This window comes from Alphaproteobacteria bacterium (genome assembly GCA_039980135.1).
Lineage (GTDB): Bacteria > Pseudomonadota > Alphaproteobacteria > UBA6615 > UBA6615 > UBA8079.
Genome location: JBDXCV010000013.1, coordinates 89,495 through 101,554, shown reverse-complemented (window position 1 = coordinate 101,554; position 12,060 = coordinate 89,495). Strand labels below are relative to the sequence as shown.

At 62.3% G+C, this 12,060-nt stretch carries 13 protein-coding genes; 7 read left to right on the top strand and 6 right to left on the bottom strand.

All coding sequences use genetic code 11. The annotated features are described in order from the left end of the window. Position 1 precedes the first annotated feature (1 nt). Both argS and ABJ363_16320 read right to left on the bottom strand, forming a co-directional pair. Positions 2-1,759, bottom strand: coding sequence for an arginine--tRNA ligase (gene argS, locus ABJ363_16325; protein ID MEP4380556.1), 1,758 nt, complete (start codon positions 1,757-1,759; stop codon positions 2-4). After that, entirely contained in the window at positions 1,759-2,985 is a 1,227-nt protein-coding gene (locus ABJ363_16320; protein ID MEP4380555.1) for a deoxyguanosinetriphosphate triphosphohydrolase, read from the bottom strand. The genes argS and ABJ363_16320 overlap by 1 nt, the downstream gene beginning before the upstream one ends. Before the next feature lie 99 nt (positions 2,986-3,084). Between ABJ363_16320 and erpA the strand changes: the two genes are divergently transcribed. The 7 genes from erpA (at position 3,085) to ABJ363_16285 (ending at position 8,316) form a co-directional block, all read left to right on the top strand. Beyond that, on the top strand, positions 3,085-3,453 hold the full coding sequence (gene erpA, locus ABJ363_16315; GenBank protein MEP4380554.1) for an iron-sulfur cluster insertion protein ErpA: 369 nt from the start codon (positions 3,085-3,087) through the stop codon (positions 3,451-3,453). Between the two features lie 73 nt (positions 3,454-3,526). Continuing rightward, the gene (locus ABJ363_16310) at positions 3,527-4,375 is read left to right on the top strand and encodes a hypothetical protein (protein MEP4380553.1); all 849 of its coding nucleotides are present in this window, start codon (positions 3,527-3,529) and stop codon (positions 4,373-4,375) included. Positions 4,376-4,434: 59 nt separating this feature from the next. Next, positions 4,435-5,223 carry an exodeoxyribonuclease III gene (gene xth / locus ABJ363_16305; GenBank protein ID MEP4380552.1) on the top strand — a complete coding sequence of 263 codons (789 nt, stop codon included), beginning with the start codon at positions 4,435-4,437 and terminating at the stop codon, positions 5,221-5,223. A gap of 31 nt (positions 5,224-5,254) precedes the next feature. Beyond that, positions 5,255-6,301 (top strand): 2-oxoglutarate and iron-dependent oxygenase domain-containing protein, encoded by a 1,047-nt coding sequence (locus ABJ363_16300; GenBank protein ID MEP4380551.1) that lies wholly within the window; start codon positions 5,255-5,257, stop codon positions 6,299-6,301. A gap of 88 nt (positions 6,302-6,389) precedes the next feature. After that, positions 6,390-7,454 carry a 2-oxoglutarate and iron-dependent oxygenase domain-containing protein gene (locus tag ABJ363_16295; GenBank protein MEP4380550.1) on the top strand — a complete coding sequence of 355 codons (1,065 nt, stop codon included), beginning with the start codon at positions 6,390-6,392 and terminating at the stop codon, positions 7,452-7,454. A 32-nt stretch (positions 7,455-7,486) separates the two neighbouring features. Further along, the gene (locus ABJ363_16290; protein ID MEP4380549.1) at positions 7,487-7,891 is read left to right on the top strand and encodes a hypothetical protein; all 405 of its coding nucleotides are present in this window, start codon (positions 7,487-7,489) and stop codon (positions 7,889-7,891) included. Positions 7,892-7,992: 101 nt separating this feature from the next. Next, complete coding sequence (locus ABJ363_16285; GenBank protein MEP4380548.1) at positions 7,993-8,316, top strand: NIPSNAP family protein; 324 nt, start codon at positions 7,993-7,995, stop codon at positions 8,314-8,316. A 162-nt stretch (positions 8,317-8,478) separates the two neighbouring features. Here ABJ363_16285 and ABJ363_16280 read toward each other — a convergent pair whose 3' ends face one another. The 4 genes from ABJ363_16280 to ABJ363_16265 form a co-directional block, all read right to left on the bottom strand. Continuing rightward, complete coding sequence (locus tag ABJ363_16280; GenBank protein ID MEP4380547.1) at positions 8,479-9,015, bottom strand: TPM domain-containing protein; 537 nt, start codon at positions 9,013-9,015, stop codon at positions 8,479-8,481. A gap of 101 nt (positions 9,016-9,116) precedes the next feature. Beyond that, positions 9,117-9,548: a hypothetical protein gene (locus ABJ363_16275; protein ID MEP4380546.1), complete on the bottom strand. Its 432-nt coding sequence runs from the start codon at positions 9,546-9,548 to the stop codon at positions 9,117-9,119. A gap of 36 nt (positions 9,549-9,584) precedes the next feature. Then, complete coding sequence (gene ilvD / locus ABJ363_16270) at positions 9,585-11,321, bottom strand: dihydroxy-acid dehydratase (GenBank protein ID MEP4380545.1); 1,737 nt, start codon at positions 11,319-11,321, stop codon at positions 9,585-9,587. Between the two features lie 99 nt (positions 11,322-11,420). After that, positions 11,421-12,023, bottom strand: coding sequence for a carboxymuconolactone decarboxylase family protein (locus ABJ363_16265; protein ID MEP4380544.1), 603 nt, complete (start codon positions 12,021-12,023; stop codon positions 11,421-11,423). Positions 12,024-12,060 lie beyond the last annotated feature (37 nt).

The window sequence follows — 12,060 nt, the reverse complement described above, 5'->3', positions numbered from 1 at the left end:
CTCATTCGCGCAATTCGTCGACCGGGGTCACCCCCATCACGGCCAGTCCCGACGCGACCACGGCCCGGACAGCCAGAACCAGCGCCATGCGGGCACGCGTTACGTCCACATCGTCGGCAACGACAAACCGCAGACCCGGCTCTCCGCGGGCCTTGCTCCAGAGTGCGTGGAACGCCGCGGCAAGGTCGTAGAGGTAAAACGCCAAGCGATGTGGCTCATGGGCCTCGGCCGCGCCTTCCACGGTGCGGGGCCATGCCGCCAGTAGCCGGATCAACGCAAGCTCGTCTGAGTCGGTCAAGCGACCGAGATCGGCGTCCCGCAGCGCTTCCACGCTGAAATCGACGCCCGGAAAAGCTTCTGCCGCCATTCGCGCGACGGAATGGGTGCGGGCGTGGGCGTACTGAACATAGAAAACCGGATTGTCGCGGCTCTGTTCGCGTACCTTGACCAGGTCGAAATCCAGCGGCGCATCATTCTTGCGGGTCAGCATGATGAAGCGGATGACATCCTTGCCTACGGCGTCCGCGAGATCACGCAGGGTGACGAAATTGCCCGAGCGCTTGGACATCTTGGCCGGCTCACCGTCTTCGAGCAGCCGAACCATCTGGCAGAGCTTCACATCGATTTCGGCCGCACCGCCGGTCAGCGCCTTCACCCCGGCGCCGACCCGCTTGACGTAACCGCCATGGTCCGCGCCCCAGACATCGATCAGGTTCGAAAAGCCGCGCCGGTACTTATCCTGATGATAGGCCAGGTCACTGGCAAAATAGGTCCAGGAACCGTCTGACTTCTTCAGCGGCCTGTCCGTGTCGTCCCCGAAATCACTGGCGCGGAACAGCGTCTGGGGTCGCTCTTCCCAATCGTCCGGCAGCTTGCCCTTGGGGGGCTCGAGCGTGCCCTCATAGATCAACCCCTCGCCTTCGAGCGTCTGCATGACGGCATCCACGCCGCCCGCCTCGACGAGCGCGCGTTCGGACGAGAATTCATCGTGCCGGATGTTCAGAACCTCCAGGTCATCGCGGATCAGGTCCATCATCGCCGCAACGGAAAATGCCCGGAACTCCGGGAGCCAGTCGCTTTCATCACGGCCGTGCCACTTGTCACCGTCGCGTTCGGCGATCGCCTGCCCCACCGGCACAAGATAGTCGCCGGGATAGAGGCCTTCGGGTATCTCACCAATGGCGTCGCCGAGCGCCTCGCGATAGCGCAGGTAAGCGGACCGCGCGAGCACATCGACCTGGGAGCCCGCATCGTTGATGTAATATTCACGGGTCACCGCGTATCCGGCCTTGGCGAGCAAGGACGCCAGCACGTCGCCCACCACGGCACCCCGGGCATGGCCCACATGCAGCGGGCCGGTCGGGTTTGCGGAGACATATTCGATGTTGACCGGGCCCCCCTGCCCCATTTCGCTCGCACCGTAGGCCTCCCCCGCCGCGAGGATATCGCGCAGCAGGTCGCGCCAGTATTCGTCATGCAGCCGCAAATTGATGAAGCCAGGCCCGGCGACATCGACGGATTCGATGGAATCCCGGGCCCGCAACCGTTCGGCCAGGGTCTCGGCGAGATCGCGCGGTTTCAACCCCGCCGGCTTGGCCAGCACCATCGCGGCGTTGGTCGCCAGATCGCCATGGCTTGCATCGCGCGGCGGGTCGACACTCACCCGCGCGACGTCGGTCCCCTCGGGCAGGGTGCCGTCGGCCACGAGAGAATCAATTTCCGATTCAACAATTGCCTTGAAGGCACTGAAAACATTCATCAAAGAACTTCCGGATCAAACAATTTTCGGTGCAACTCAAGCGCGTAGCGATCGGTCATGCCGGCGATGTAGTCGGCGATCATCCGGGCACGCCCCGCCTCGTCCCTGGCCTCGGCCCGGGCGCGCCATTCGGTGGGCAACAACTCCGGTTCGTGGAACAGCAGCTCGAACATCTCGGACACAACCCGCCGCGCCTTGGAGGTCATGCGGTTTACCCGGTGATGCCGGTACATGTTCTCGTAGAGGTAGGATTTCACCGCGCGATCGGATTCCTGGATTTCCGGGGAAAACGCGACCACCGGGTGATCCAGCGCCCTAACTTCCTCCGGAGAGCCCGGATCGGCATCGCCGATGCGCCGGCGGGTCTCGGCCAGCACATCCGAGACCATGGTGCCGATGATCTGACTGATGCCCGCATGAATGAGGCGTGGCCGGTCGAGATCGCCATGTTCGTCCATCACCGCCTTGAACGCCGGCCCGACCAGAGGAACATCCGCCAATTCTTCCAGATCGAACAGCCCGGCCCGCAACCCGTCGTCGATATCGTGGCTGTTGTAGGCAATATCGTCGGAAATCGCGGCCACCTGGGCTTCTGCCCCCGCGTAGGTGTCGAGTTCGAGATCATGGTCGGCAACGTATTCCTGGATGGCGGCCGGCAACGCCCGGTCGCTGTCGGCATGGTGGCCGGTCAGCGGTCCGTTATGCTTGACCACGCCTTCGAGCGTCTCCCAGGTCAGGTTGAGCCCGTCGAAGGTGGGATAGCGCTCCTCAAGCTTGGTCAGGATACGCAGTGTCTGGGCGTTGTGGTCGAACCCGCCGAACGGCGCCATCGCCGCGTCGAGCGCATCTTCGCCGGCATGACCGAACGGCGTGTGGCCGAAATCATGGGCCAGCGCCAGCGCCTCGGCGATATCCTCGTTCAGCCCCAGCGCGCGCGCCACCGTGCGCGCAATCTGCGCCACTTCCAGCGAATGGGTCAGCCGGGTCCGGTAATAGTCTCCCTCGTGATAGACGAAGACTTGGGTCTTGTGCTTCAGGCGTCGGAAGGCTGACGAATGGATGATCCGGTCGCGGTCGCGCTGGTAGCAGCTGCGATAACCGCTTTCAGCTTCGTCGTGCAGGCGCCCGCGCGTGGCCAGCGGGTCGCAGGCATAGGGCGCCAGCACGGCGCCGAAATGTTCGGGTCCGGCGGGCGAGAGCCTCAGGTCTGCGGGTGTTGCGGGCATGTTCGGCAAGGTACGTGTGCGCACCCTTATTGCAACGGAAAATTGACAAACCCCGTGACATGACTAAATAGCTGATATCGTTAGGATGAAATGTCAGACATGAGCGACACGACAACAGCACCCTCCGACTCCGCGCCGAAAGGCGTTGGCCTGAGCGAAAGCGCGATTGCGCAGCTGACCGGCCTGTTCGAGGCCGAGGCGCGCGACGGGCTGATGCTGCGCATCGTCGTCAATGGCGGCGGTTGCTCCGGGTTCACCTACGGGTTCGATTTTGACGACGAGATCAAGGACGACGACAAGACCTTCGAGACCGAGGGCGTGAAAGTCGTGGTCGACGATGCCTCGCTCGAGTTCATCGACGGCAGCGTGCTCAATTTTGTCGAATCCCTGGGCGGCAACCACTTCACCCTGGAGAACCCGAATGCCACGTCGTCCTGTGGCTGCGGCTCGTCCTTCTCGGTCTACTAGGCCCCTCTTCCGATTTTCTCCATTGGTCCGGTCCGGCTTTTCCGCCGAGCCGCGATCGTGAAATAGTGTTCTCATGAGAACTATTTTCGCATCGCTTGCGATCGCCTTTGCGGCGTCCTTGTCAGTACCGGCAACGGCCGATGATACCTGTGGCCTGCGCTATACGGTCGATATTCGCGACGGCAAAGCCCAGTCTTACAGCTACGGCGTCGTCGAAAACGGGGCGACGCCGATTGCCGCACTCGTGCTCCTGCCCGGTGGTGGCGGCGCGCTCGATCTCGATGAAAATGGCTGTGCGCGATACCTCGAGGGCAACACCCTCACTCGCAACGTCGCCGCTCTCCGGAAGGCGGGGTTTGTTACAGCCCTGGTCGATACGCCGTCGGACCATCTGACCGGCGACGGTCTGGGTGGATTTCGCACAACCGAAGATCACGCCGACGACCTGGGTGCAATCGTCGCGGACGTCCGCGGCCGAACGGCCCTGCCGGTTTTCATCATTGGATCGAGCCGCGGCACGATCTCCGCCGTCAATGCCGCGGCGAACCTCGCGGGCATATTCGCGCCGGATGGCGTCATCCTGTTCTCGCCGATCACGTCGGGGTTCGTGGGTGGACGGAAGGCCTGGGCCGCGCAGACCGTTTTCGACATGGCCCTCGGCAACATCCATCGGCCCCTCCTCGTCGTCGCCCATGAAAGCGATGCGTGTATCCGCACACCGCCGGAAAAGGCGCGTGACATTCTGTCCCGTACGAATGGCGCACTGGAAGAGCTTGTCATGGTCGCGGGCGGTCCGGCCGCAAACAGCGGCGTCAAAGGCCTCAAGGCCTGCATCGGGAAGTATCCCCACGGTTTCGGCGGTCAGGATGAGTTGGTCATTGAGTTGATCACCGAATTCATCGGCAAAGCGGCACAGCGGTGATGTGCAACATGGGCGGCACGCATTAGACTGGCCCGACACTCCCCAAACCGGTCTTCACCATGTCTCTCAAAATTGCCACCTGGAACGTCAATTCGATCAAGGCGCGCCTGCCCAACGTCCTCGACTGGCTTGAGGAGGCAAAGCCCGACGTGGCGCTGCTGCAGGAGATCAAGACCGTCGATGAGAACTTCCCGGTCATGGAGATTGAGGAGCGCGGCTACAATTGCGCCATCCACGGCCAGAAGAGCTACAACGGCGTGGCCATCCTCTCGAAACATCCGCTGAGTGACGTGACAACCGGCCTGCCCAGTGACGACGCCGACGAACAGGCGCGCTACGTGGAGGCCTGGGTCGAGGCTGGCGACGACAGCGTACGTGTCGCGTCGATCTACCTGCCCAACGGCAACCCGGTCGACACGGACAAGTATCCCTACAAACTCCAATGGATGGACCGCCTCGCACAACGGGCCGCATCCCTGCTGCACAATGAGGCGCCCGTGGTGCTCGGTGGCGACTACAACGTCATCCCCGCCGACGGCGATTGCTACGACCCCGCCGCCTGGGCCGAAGACGCGCTGTTCAAGCCCGAAACCCGCGCCAAGTTCCGCACCTTACTGAATCTCGGATATACGGAAGCCTGGCGCACCTTGCACAACGAGCAGCATGTTTACTCGTTCTGGGATTATCAGGCCGGCGCCTGGCAGAAGGATAACGGCATTCGCATCGACCATCTCTTACTGTCGCCCCAGGCCGCCGACCGGCTGGTCGCCTGCGAGATCGACAAGGGACCACGCGGCAAGACCAAGGCGTCGGATCACACGCCCGTATGGTGCGAGTTGACGGCCTGAAGCTATAGTCAAAAACGACAAGGGGATAACCATGTCACTCGCCCAAGACACCAACAAAACTGAATTCGCCAAATCCGTCCGCGACGTGCCGCGCAGGCCCATTCCCGTCATCGATGTGGGCAAGGCGCGTCTGAGTGACCTGGACGCCGTCGAGGCCGTGGCGGGCCAGTGGCGCGATGTCTGGGAGAATCTCGGTTTCCTCGCGATCGTCAATCACGGCCTCGAGCCGGAACTGATTGACGGCATGACCGAGGCGGCGAAACGGTTCCACGACCTGCCGCTCGAGACCAAGATGCAGGTCCGAATCACCGATGACCAGAAAGGCTACAATCCTGCGAAAACGACAATCTCGCCCGCTTCGAAATTTCACAAATCGAAGACGCCGACCACGGTCGAGTGCCTCGTCCTTGCCACAGACTATCCCGCCGATCATCCCGACGTACGCGCAGGCAAGCGGTTCTATGGGCCGAACCCCTGGCTGCCGGAAGACGTGCTCCCCGGATTCCGGGCCACGGCGACGAACTACATGGCGCGGATCACGGAACTCGGCAAATCGATGCTGCCCGTCTGGGCGCGATCGCTCGAACTGGAGGCAGACTTCTTTGCGCCCTATTTCGTAAACAGCTACACCTACTTCCGCGTGGCCAAATATGCGCGCAAACCTGATCTCGACGATGGCGAACTCGGCGCCAACGCGCATTGCGACACGGGCTTCAGCACCTACTTGCCGCCGGCCCGGGAACCGGGACTCCAGATTCTCGATGCGGACAACAAGACCTGGTTCTGGCCCGAAGTACCCGAAGACGCCGTGATCGTGAATATGGGCTACTTCTTCGAGCGCTGGACCAACAAACGCTTCCGCGCCACACCGCACCGGGTGGTGCCGCCGACGGAGAACGACCGATATTCCCTTGCCTGCTTCGTCAGCCCGAGCTTCGACACGATTGGCGAGACGCTGCCGACCTGCGTCGGGCCCGACAATCCGCCGCGACATGAGCCGTTGAACCATTGGGAATACTTCGACAGCTACTACCAAAAAAACAGGTATCTAATTCCACCTGCGGAAAGTTCGAGTTGACCAGCGACCATATCGTCACGGCCTGACGGACGGCGTCTGGTGCGTCTTAGGCGCCCGGCGTTATACTGACCGCCAAAGGGAGATCCGCATGTCACTCGCCCAAGACACCAACGAATCCGAGTTTGCGCGCTCTGTGCGCGATGTGCCGCGCAAGGCACTGCCCGTCATCGATGTGGGCAAGGCGCGTTTGGGTGACGCCACCGCGATCGAGGAAGTCGCCGGCCAGTGGCGCGACGTCTGGGAGAGCCTGGGCTTCCTGTGTATCGTCAATCACGGCCTCGAGCCCGAGTTGATCGGCGGCATGCACGACGCCGCCAGGCAATTCCACGATCTGCCGCTCGAGACCAAAATGCAGGTAAAGGTCACCCAGGATCAGAAGGGATATGTCCCGGCGCGCGGCGGCCTGACGACCCATTCGAAGTTTCACCAGTCGAAGAAGCTGAACACGGTCGAGTGCCTGGTGCTCGCCACGGATTATCCTGCCGACCATCCCGACGTGATCGCCGGCAAGAAATTCTACGGCGCCTGCCCGTGGCTGCCGGAAGACGTGGTGCCCGGCTTCAAGGCGACGGCGCAGAACTACATGGCGCGGATTACCGAATTGGGAAAATCCATGCTGCCGGTCTGGGCGCGTTCGCTGGAGCTGGAGGCCGACTTCTTCAACCCGTTCTTCGAGCAGAGCTACACGTATTTCCGGGTGGCAAAATACGGCCCCAAGAACGATCTGGACGACGGCGAAATGGGCTCGAACGCCCATTGCGACACAGGTTTCAATACTTACCTGCCCCCGGCGAAGGAGGAAGGCATCCAGATTCTCGATGCCGACGGCGAGACCTGGTTCTGGCCCGACCTGCCCGACGACGCGGTGATGGTGAACATGGGCTACTTCTTCGAACGCTGGACCAACAACCGGTTCCGCGCAACGCCCCACCGGGTGGTGCCACCGACGGAGAATGATCGCTATTCGTTTGCCTGTTTCGTCAATCCCGGCTTCGACACGCCGGGCGATTGCCTGCCGACCTGCGTGAGCGCCGACAACCCGCCGCAATACGAACCCATGACCTATTGGGAATATTTCGACTGGTACATGAAGCGGTCCTACACCCATTACGGCAAGCTCAAGGTCTCCGACGACAACAACGTCTCGGCCTGAGTGCACGTCATGCTCGACGACGCGCTGCCTGCATGAGACGGACTCCCATCAACCCCTCAAATCGCTATCTCCGGTTCATTCTCGACCTGTATCTCGGCAGGCGGGGCTACCGCACCTCTCTGATCGCCTACGGGATCGCCTTCTGGGTTTTCGCGATCGGCATGTTCCTGTTCCTGACCTGGCCCGACAGCCCGTCGATGGCGCTCCAGGTCACGCGTGCGGTCCTGATCAACGGCGGATTGTTCGTCCTGGTTCTGATGACCTATCCGGTGATTTATTGTGCCTTCCAGACTACGGACGACACCCGCCCGAAGTCTCAGTTCCGCAGGATCCTGGAGCCGACGATCGTCGGCGCGCTGGCGCCGTTCTACGTGATGCTGCTGGTCGCGAGCTTCATTCAGGCCTTTGCCGGGCCGGTGCTACTCGGGTTCAATTGACGGTGTGATCCGCGCCGCAGCGGTGGTGACCACCGGCATGTTCGGCTTATAGTTTCGGGCAACGATAAACAGAATAATCCAACTCCGAGGAGACCTATCAAATGGCGTTTTTCGAACTCCGGCAATACAAGATCCGCCGCAACAAGATGAAGGACTGGCTGAAGATCTTCGACGAGGAGATCGCCCCCTTCCAGATCGGCAAGGGCATGGTGATCTGCGGCTCATGGCACGGCGAGACCGACGATTCCGTTTTCGTCTGGATGCGCCGGTTCAACTCCGAGAAGGAACGCGTGCGGCTCTACAAGGCCGTGTACGAAGACCCTCACTGGGTGAATGAAATCTCGCCGCGCGTGGGCAAGCTGATCGACCGGGAGAAGATCCAGGTCCAGCGGATCGTGCCGAACAAGAAATCTTCCGTTCAGTAGTTTCACAACGGTTGCGGGCGGGTCACAGACCCGCCCCTACATCTCTTATAATTCGTCATGGTCGGACTCGATCCGGCCATCCACGTGGTCGCTTTACGTGGCTTAGAGACGTGGATGCCCGCACGCAACAAGTGCGGGCATGACGGTGTTGGTAACTAGTAATTATCGTGAACGCAATCGCCCGCACGGCCTGCGTCCAAGCACGCATAGGACCAGCAACAGCGCCAACATCCCCGCAGGCAACAGCATCCGCTTGTCGACAATGAGCTCGGACAGATGGCGGGCCTCGTCGGACGCCTGCTCGACCCCCTCCTCCAGCATGACAAACAATTCACCCAGGCCGGTCTCCAGCCCGATGTCGAACCGCCCGGCGCGGAAGGCCGGCAGGATCACCCGCTGGACCATCTGGCTCGAGCGCACGTCGATCATGGTGCCGCGCACCGGGGGGCCGAACTCCAGTCGCACACGCCTCTCCGCTTCAGCGACAAGCAAGATCGCGCTGTTTGGATATTTCGAGATGTTCCAGTGATGGGCGAGATCGGCGCCATAGGCCTCAATCGACCGGCCACCGAGGTCGGGCACCGTGGTAACAATCACCCGTCCGCCCGTGACGGTTTCATGATGTTCCAGAAGTGCCGTCAGATTTGCTTCGTCTCGCGGTGAAAGCAACCCGGCAGCATCCACGACCGCACCGGACATTTCAGGAAACGACGATTGTGCGAAACTCGCATTTGCGCACACGCCAATGAGCGCGACGGCAACTGCAATATTTCGTATTCGTTTGAACACGTCCGTGCTGGCTACATGTCTCCGCCGAGGCCGCCGCCGATACTGCCGCCGATATCACCGCCGCTGTCGGCCCCGCCGACGCTGTCCAGATCGTACATGTCACCCGCATGGGCCGGGTTCGGGGCGTCGAGGGTCATGGCGCCGCCCATGACGAAACCGGTCCAGAAGGTCAGTTCGACACCGCGGCCGTGCTGCTGGCCGCGCAATGCCAGCATCTCGTTCTCGACGGCGGCGTTCGCGGCCGGTTTTTCGCCCGAACGGGCGCGCGATTGCACGAACAGATGCATCTGGTAACGCTGCCAGACGTTGCGGATACGCCACGCAGTGAGCGCGATCACCGCACCGACCAAGATCACGACCGAAACGATGCCGGAATCGATTCTGTTCAGGAACGCCCAGACGACCACCAGCATGATCAAGCCTTCGAACAAACGGCGCAGCATATCGGTCTCCCGCTGTTAGCGATGCGACCCTAACACCTAAAGGTCGGCATAGACGTGGGTTTCGGCCTTCGCTCCCGGATGTGTGATCGCGCCGTATCGCGCATCGCCCACCGTCTGGGCGTATTTCCACAAGGTGCCCGCCTGGTAGTTGTTCTCGTGGGGCTTCCAGTCCTTGCGGCGTGAATCCAGTTCATCGTCCGACAGATCGACCAACAAGGTACCCGCCTCGGCATCGATGATGATCGTGTCGCCGTCCTTGAGCAGCCCGATCGGGCCGCCGACCGCGGCCTCGGGTCCCACATGGCCGATGCAGAAGCCGCGCGTGCCGCCGGAGAAGCGCCCGTCGGTGATCAGTGCCACCTTGTCGCCCATGCCCTGGCCGTAGAGCGCGCCCGTCGTGGACAGCATCTCGCGCATGCCCGGGCCGCCCTTCGGCCCCTCGTTGCGGATGACCAGCACGTCGCCTTCCTCATATTCACGGTTGAGCACTGCCTGCAGGCAGTCTTCCTCCCGCTCGAACACGCGGGCCGGACCGGTGAACTGGATTTTCTCCAGTCCGGCGATCTTCACGATGGCGCCCTGCGGGGCGAGATTGCCCATCAGGCCGACAACACCGCCGGTGGTCGAGATCGGGTTGGTGATCGGCCGCACGACGTCCTGGCCCTCCGGCAGTTCCACGTCGGCGTAGTTTTCGGCCAGGGTCTTGCCCGTGACCGTGATGCAGTCGCCATGCATGTAGCCGCCGTCGAGCAGCTGCTTGATGACCTGGCCAACGCCGCCGATGTCATACATGTCCTTGGCGACATACTTCCCGCCCGGCTTGAGGTCGGCGATGTAGGGCGTCTTGCGGAAGATTTCGCAGACATCCATGAGATCGAAGTCGATCCCCGCCTCGGCCGCCATTGCCGGCAAATGCAGGCCGGCATTTGTCGATCCGCCGGTCGCGGCCACGATGGCCGCCGCGTTCTCGAACGCCTTGCGCGTCACGATATCGCGCGGGCGAAGCTGGTTCTTGATCAACTCCATCACGGCCTTGCCGCTGGCGACCGCATAGTCGTCGCGCGTCTCGTAGACCGCCGGCGCTCCTGCCGAGTGGGGCAGTGCCAGACCAATCGCCTCGGATACGCAGGCCATGGTGTTGGCCGTGAACTGGCCGCCGCACGCACCCGCCGACGGGCAGGCCGCGCATTCGAGCTCGAGCAGGTCTTCGTCGGACATGGCGCCGGCGGCATTCGCCCCAACACCCTCGAACACGTCGATGATGGTGACGTCCTTGCCCTTGAACTTGCCCGGCAGGATGGAGCCGCCATACATGAACACCGACGGCACATTGAGCCGGATCATCGCCATCATCAGGCCGGGCAGCGACTTGTCGCAGCCCGCGAGCCCGACGAGCGCATCATAGGAATGGCCGCGCACGGTCAGCTCGGTCGAATCCGCGATCACCTCGCGGCTGACCAGCGACGAGCGCATGCCGTCATGGCCCATGGCGATGCCGTCGGTCACGGTGATGGTCGTGAACTCGCGCGGCGTGCCGCCCGCCTTGCGCACGCCTTCCTTGGCCGCCTGGGCCTGACGCGACAGGGCGATGTTACAAGGTGCTGCTTCGTTCCAGGTGGTCACGACGCCGACGAAGGGCTGCCTGATCTCCTCATCGGTCATGCCCATCGCGTAATAAAACGCGCGATGCGGTGCGCTGGTATTGCCGACCGAGACGTGGCGGCTCGGCAGTTTCGATTTGTCCCACTCGCCGCCGGGTGTGTTGCCGTCCATGACCTGTTTCCTTCGTCTGATGCGGGCAGATGCCCATAAATGAGAGTTCGCCGCGGAGCATAACCGCGACGGTGGGACCTGACCAGATTCGCGGGTGTGTTATTCGGCCGCGTGCTTGCCGACGGTCCAGCCCTTGTCGCCGAGCAACCGCTCGCCGATGTCGCGCATGTCGCCTTCCAGCTCTGTGGCCATGCTGTCGTTCCAGCGGTTGAGGAAACCGTAGAAGGCAACGACCGCGTTGATCTCTACGATTTCCGCGTCCGTGAAATGTTCGCGCAGCCGCGCAATGTGATCCGCCGTCACGAGGTTCGGCACCGAAGCCGCACACTGAGCAAATTCCAGCGCGGCGCGCTCCGCGTCCGAAAACATCGGGTTGGTCTCATATTCCCAGACCGCCGCAACCTTGGCCTCGTCGGTGTCGTAGCCCGGGCGCATGGCGTTCGACGCCGTATGGGACATGCAGTAGCTGCAGCCGGCGGTCTTGCTGGCAATGTTTCCGACCAGCGCCTTCAACCCGGGCGTGACATTGCCGTATTCCTGGAACGTCGCAGCGGCCAGTTCGACGAAGGCTTTGAAGATCGGCGGCCGGTGGGCCATCGTCAGCTGCGCGTTCGTAACGAACCCCATGCGGTCGTCCGAACGCAGGAAATAATCTTCAAGCTCCGGCAGGTCTTCGCGCTTGAGTGCGGGTATATGCGGCATCGATCAGGCTCCGGTGAAGTGACCAAAATCCGATCGT

Bases quoted from the DNA above. Each gene is read 5' to 3' on its own strand.
- ABJ363_16300 (MEP4380551.1), top strand. From the start codon at position 5,255: ATGTCACTCGCCCAAGACACCAACAAAACTGAATTCGCCAAATCCGTC.
- ABJ363_16285 (MEP4380548.1), top strand. From the start codon at position 7,993: ATGGCGTTTTTCGAACTCCGGCAATACAAGATCCGCCGCAACAAGATG.
- argS (MEP4380556.1), bottom strand. From the start codon at position 1,759: ATGAATGTTTTCAGTGCCTTCAAGGCAATTGTTGAATCGGAAATTGAT.
- erpA (MEP4380554.1), top strand. From the start codon at position 3,085: ATGAGCGACACGACAACAGCACCCTCCGACTCCGCGCCGAAAGGCGTT.
- ABJ363_16320 (MEP4380555.1), bottom strand. From the start codon at position 2,985: ATGCCCGCAACACCCGCAGACCTGAGGCTCTCGCCCGCCGGACCCGAA.
- ABJ363_16280 (MEP4380547.1), bottom strand. From the start codon at position 9,015: ATGTCCGGTGCGGTCGTGGATGCTGCCGGGTTGCTTTCACCGCGAGAC.
- ABJ363_16290 (MEP4380549.1), top strand. From the start codon at position 7,487: ATGAGACGGACTCCCATCAACCCCTCAAATCGCTATCTCCGGTTCATT.
- ilvD (MEP4380545.1), bottom strand. From the start codon at position 11,321: ATGGACGGCAACACACCCGGCGGCGAGTGGGACAAATCGAAACTGCCG.
- ABJ363_16275 (MEP4380546.1), bottom strand. From the start codon at position 9,548: ATGCTGCGCCGTTTGTTCGAAGGCTTGATCATGCTGGTGGTCGTCTGG.
- ABJ363_16310 (MEP4380553.1), top strand. From the start codon at position 3,527: ATGAGAACTATTTTCGCATCGCTTGCGATCGCCTTTGCGGCGTCCTTG.
- ABJ363_16295 (MEP4380550.1), top strand. From the start codon at position 6,390: ATGTCACTCGCCCAAGACACCAACGAATCCGAGTTTGCGCGCTCTGTG.
- ABJ363_16265 (MEP4380544.1), bottom strand. From the start codon at position 12,023: ATGCCGCATATACCCGCACTCAAGCGCGAAGACCTGCCGGAGCTTGAA.
- xth (MEP4380552.1), top strand. From the start codon at position 4,435: ATGTCTCTCAAAATTGCCACCTGGAACGTCAATTCGATCAAGGCGCGC.